Annotated in this window: 6 protein-coding genes; all 6 read right to left on the reverse strand. The window is 44.8% G+C overall.

The window, feature by feature from the left end:
- A partial coding sequence (locus VZ94_RS26285) for a hypothetical protein (RefSeq protein WP_157845003.1) occupies window positions 1-194 on the reverse strand: 194 nt, incomplete at its 3' end.
- A 272-nt stretch (window positions 195-466) separates the two neighbouring features.
- Window positions 467-1,516 carry a trypsin-like serine protease gene (locus VZ94_RS20825; protein ID WP_052700808.1) on the reverse strand — a complete coding sequence of 350 codons (1,050 nt, stop codon included), beginning with the start codon at window positions 1,514-1,516 and terminating at the stop codon, window positions 467-469.
- 275 nt (window positions 1,517-1,791) lie between these two features.
- On the reverse strand, window positions 1,792-2,481 hold the full coding sequence (locus tag VZ94_RS20830) for a serine/threonine protein kinase (RefSeq protein ID WP_239650128.1): 690 nt from the start codon (window positions 2,479-2,481) through the stop codon (window positions 1,792-1,794).
- Complete coding sequence (locus VZ94_RS29900; protein ID WP_239650129.1) at window positions 2,420-2,788, reverse strand: phosphotransferase; 369 nt, start codon at window positions 2,786-2,788, stop codon at window positions 2,420-2,422. Before VZ94_RS29900 ends, VZ94_RS20830 begins: the two co-directional genes overlap by 62 nt.
- Before the next feature lie 139 nt (window positions 2,789-2,927).
- Window positions 2,928-3,083, reverse strand: a complete 156-nt coding sequence (locus tag VZ94_RS27415) for a hypothetical protein (protein ID WP_204369236.1) — start codon at window positions 3,081-3,083, stop codon at window positions 2,928-2,930.
- Window positions 3,084-3,461: 378 nt separating this feature from the next.
- A complete protein-coding gene (locus VZ94_RS20835) occupies window positions 3,462-4,472 on the reverse strand; it encodes an alpha-amylase family glycosyl hydrolase (RefSeq protein ID WP_239650130.1) in 1,011 nt (336 codons plus the stop codon).
- Window positions 4,473-4,616: the final 144 nt, after the last annotated feature.

Consider the following 4,616-nt stretch of genomic DNA (forward strand, 5'->3'; position numbering starts at 1 on the left):
CGATAATGCAGTTGTTGTAATAAGCCTTCAAATTTAGCGGCGCTAATCGTGTGTCCTGCGTATAGCTCGACCGGGTTGGCATAGACATGAGCGGGTATCGCCCAACGCTTGCCTTCAAATTGCGTGCGAATACCATGATCTAAATACAGGATATAACCCGATAAAATAGCGCCACATGCGACTAGGCTGAGCATAAAAGCACTGCCTAGCCAAAAAACTAAGCGAGAGCGATTTTTTCGGGTATTTTTTTTGGGGCTTTTCTTGGCGCCGTATCGGACGCTGGAGTTTTTTCTTTCCGCCATAGCTTCTAAGTCTACGTTGAATGGGCTGGCTATTGTAGCCTGCAATGCCTGATAAAGGCATAAAACTCGTTAAAGTGAGAGTTATAATTTAGCGCGAGGGGAGCTGGCTGAAAACCTGGCGTGTTAAAAAACGCCAGGCTTTGTATGAAGGTGATAGATAAGCCTTATGGATTATTCACTTCTGGTTGCCAATAAATGTCTAACCAGTTTTTAAAGTCATTAGCAAAACGGCTTTTTTCACTAGAAAAATCAGCGCTAGACACTACGCCATCATGGTTTACGTCAGCACAGCTTTGTTTTTGCCGCCAACATTGTTGGTCCCATTGATTAAACGCATCGGCGCTTGCTTTGGCTTTTACGCTTTTGTCGGTTTCGTTGACAACACCATCGCTATTAAGGTCAGCTTGTGCAGCAAAGTTAGTGTTTAAATATTGGTTAATGAATAGTTTATAACGCGAAACACGGGTGTAAATGCCGTAATAGCGTGGTCTAGCGCAGCCATTACCGTTGCTGGTAACGCCCGCTAAACGCCATTTACCGCCTTGGTCGATAATGAGAGGGCCGCCACTGTCGCCTTGGCATGAATCGACGCCGCCAGCTTTATAGCCTGCACATAACATATTGTCAGTAATCCATCTAGCGCCATAGCTGGCTTTGCATGCGGTGTTACTGACTATTGGTAGCGTGGCTTCGTATAATTGTTCTGGGTAGTCGCCATTGTCAGAGTCGCGTTCGGATAATGCGCCCCAGCCGATAATAGTTGCGTCTATGCCAGTCAAGTTGGGATTATCAATGATTAATGGCAAGGTATCGGTATTGGTAACTTTTGTGGTTAATTGTATTAACGCTAAGTCGTTATTTTCAGTGCGTTTATTGTAACTTGGATGACGAATGATACGTTTAACAGAATAGCGTTTACCGGTGTCGTTTTTTAAATCAGTGACACCAGTTAATACTTGAAAAGTGCTGGTGCTTTCGCCAATGAGGCAATGTGCGGCGGTGATGACCCAATTAGTTTTAATTAAGCTGCCGCCACAAAACTGACCGCTATAGTTATCCAAACCTTTAGTGACTAGGGCGACCATCCAAGGCCAGTCGCCTGCTTTAGCAACCTGGCCGCCGACAATCGGTGGCATGACTTCGGCGCGTAACGGTAAAGTGAGTGCGGTCAATAAGATGAGTAACAAACAGTGAGCATAGCGTTTAATGTTCATAAGCATTCTCTGTTAGGTTGAAAGAAGTCGATTAAGACAAACGCACACAACTTAGCATGGTTTAGCTGAACCTCAGCTAGCTGAAATGAAATAGTTGGCAAAATAAGGCGGGCAGATCGACAGTGTTGAGTGCTAAATGTTGGCGTCTGGAACATGTTTAGACGCCAACAAAAAACTTCACTAAGTATACTCCAAGCGGTCACATTCGGTTTTAGTAGGTAGGGTGCGCTGTGCGCACCTTTATAACTGTTCAGAGTATATTTAAACATGCTCGGTTACGGCACTATCATGGTCATTAATGGCTGCTCTTGCATGAGTTCAATTTGTTCCGCTAACTCCTCGATTCGTTTTTGCCAGTAATCTAGGGTATTAAACCACGGAAATGCGTTAGGAAAGGCAGGGTCATTCCAACGTCGAGCTAGCCAGGCTGAATAATGGATAAGTCTTAACGTGCGTAGCGCCTCTATTAAATACAGTTCTCGATGATCGAAATCGTAAAATGTCGTATAGCCTTGTAGTAAGGCATCTAGCTGTAATAGCCGCTCTTGTCGGCTGCCATTTAAGATAAGCCATAAGTCTTGTACTGCAGGCCCCATACGGCTATCGTCAAAATCGACAAAATGCGGGCCATCATCATGCCATAACATATTGCCAGGATAACAATCGCCGTGTAAGCGTAAGTATTGACTATCGCCAGCTTGCTGATAACAGCGCTGTATTTGTGCCAGCGCTTGATTGACGGTGGTTTGATAGGCGTCTACGAGTTCCGGTGGAATAATATTATGTTCTAGTAAATAAGTGCTAGGTTCGACACCGAAGTTTTCAATAGATAAGGTTGGGCGTGCTTGATAAGCGCGTAATGCACCGACAGCATGTAAGCGTCCTATCAGTCGCCCTAACCATTCAAAGGTTTCGTAGTCTTGAATTTCTGGTACGCGTCCACTTTTGCTTGGGAAAAAGAGCAAAGCGAAATCCCGCGCAATAAAACAGTGTATGACCATCGAATGACAACGCCGGTGTAATGGGTAATTCACTGTCCGCTAATTCAGCCAGAAAAGCATGTTCTTCTAAAATCGCTGCATCGCTCCAGCGCTCCGGGCGATAAAACTTAACGATGATTGGCGCAGCGTTTTCAATGCCGACTTGATAAACTCGATTTTCATAACTATTTAATGCCAGCAAGCGGCCATCACTAAGCAAGCCAACGCTATCGACCGCAGCTAAAATCGTATCGGGTGTTAAACCAGAAAAAGGTATTGTTTGCGTATTCATCGTAGCTTTTAGTTAAAATCAATATCTTATTGCGTTTTTCTAAGAATGAATAGCGTTAATACCGCTAGTTATCTAATTTCGAATAAATATAACCCAGGCTCTGTCAATAAATAGTTAGTTAACGAAGCGAGTACCGGTGTTATTGTAGCGCTGAGATGATAATTATGGCTTTGATTTTCATTGCCGGTACATAGGGGGCAGCATCCTGCAATGGCAGCAGTACATACGCGGGTGGCAGGCATACTTCAGTATCTAAGAATGGGTTCGGCGTCACATGCGCAAATACTTCTGGCAAGGCTGGCATAATAAGCGAGGTAGAGTAAATGCGTTTAATCGACTCAAAGCCTTAGCTTGGCAAGTACGCAAAACGGATTACTCGGCGGGTGCATGGTGTGCGGCCAAGTATCTGGTAATGCACTACGCGTTGAATAATCAGAGTTGAAACGCAGGGGGTTATCGATTCCGTCAGATTTTGCGACAAGATAAGTCGCTGGGTTCAACCGCCGGATGCGAAAAACCGCATGTCCGGTGCTGTGGGATGGGGGGGCGAAATCTCGTCACCCCGACCCGATCGGAAGGCTATTTCACAAAACAAAACGCTCAAGTTATTGATTATATTAGTTAACTTAATGGAGGTGACGTATCTCCTACAAGCGTTGCTAAGTTTTAGCGCCTAAGCTAAACGCCAAATTCTGCCGTAGTTAGAGGGTATGGTAAGCCAGTGTTCTTGATTTGCGCTGGCGGAGAAATTATCTTGCCCATGCAGTTGCTCTTGGTAACTGCCGCCGCGTTCGATTCGGAACGGTATGGTTTGATCACTGCTGGTAAAGTTTATCGCGATTAAGCTTAGCGAAGTATTGGTGTAGCGGGAAAATAATAATATGCCTCGCGCTTGGTAATGTTGGTAATCGTTATAAAAGTAATGCTGACCATTGCGCCATTCTGGGCAGCTGTTGCGAAGTTTAATTAATTTGCGTGTTAAACCTGTTAAACTTTTGCCTATCGGGTCGTAAAAATAATCCCAGCGTAACGGGCGTAGTAATTGCACGCGCCCCAGCCCATTTTCAGGTAAGAAATAATTTTCACCAAACTCTTGGCCTTGCCAAAGCATAGGTATGCCTTTAGCGGCTAATAATCCTATGAGATAAGGTTGTATCTTAAACCAATTGTCGCGCTTGCCTTCGGCAAATAAACTCTCTTGGTCGCGCTGTCTTAGGCCAAATTCACATAAAAAACGGCTATGGTCGTGGTTTTCGATATATTGCAATGGTGCTTTGGCGATGAGGTCGCCGTTATCATTAGTTTGCTCGGTGTATCCTGTGGCGCCTAAGCGTAAGCCAAGATTTTCAATGGCACCAGCAGCGCCGTGCGCGCAAGCACCTGCGGCGGCAAAGGTGGCGTTTTGCCAGGTTGCGTTGCTATAACTTTGGGCTAAGATTTGTTCTGGCGCTTCTAATTGTTCAGCGATTTGAATTAAACGTAGTCCCTCAGCACCGTTAAATCGTGCTAGCGAGGCTAGTGAGGTTTTGACGTATTGATACGTGCTATAAACCAGATTCGCATAGCCGACGCCAAGCGCACCATCCCAGTAATTAGGCACACAATCATAGCGAAAACCGTCAATATGATAGGTATCTAACCAATGTTGATTAACGCTGCAGTGATGAGCGTTTATATACCTCAAACGGTCACATTCGGTTTTGAGATATACCTGAACGTTCAAATTTTCGGTTTTTTGAGTAGGGTACGCTGTGCGTACCACTAAAAAAAATCGTAATAAAATCAATAAAAAAGGTACGCGTAGCGTACCCTACAGCGAGTTGCAAAA

Source organism: Methylocucumis oryzae (assembly GCF_000963695.1).
In the GTDB taxonomy this organism is placed as follows: Bacteria; Pseudomonadota; Gammaproteobacteria; order Methylococcales; family Methylomonadaceae; genus Methylovulum; species Methylovulum oryzae.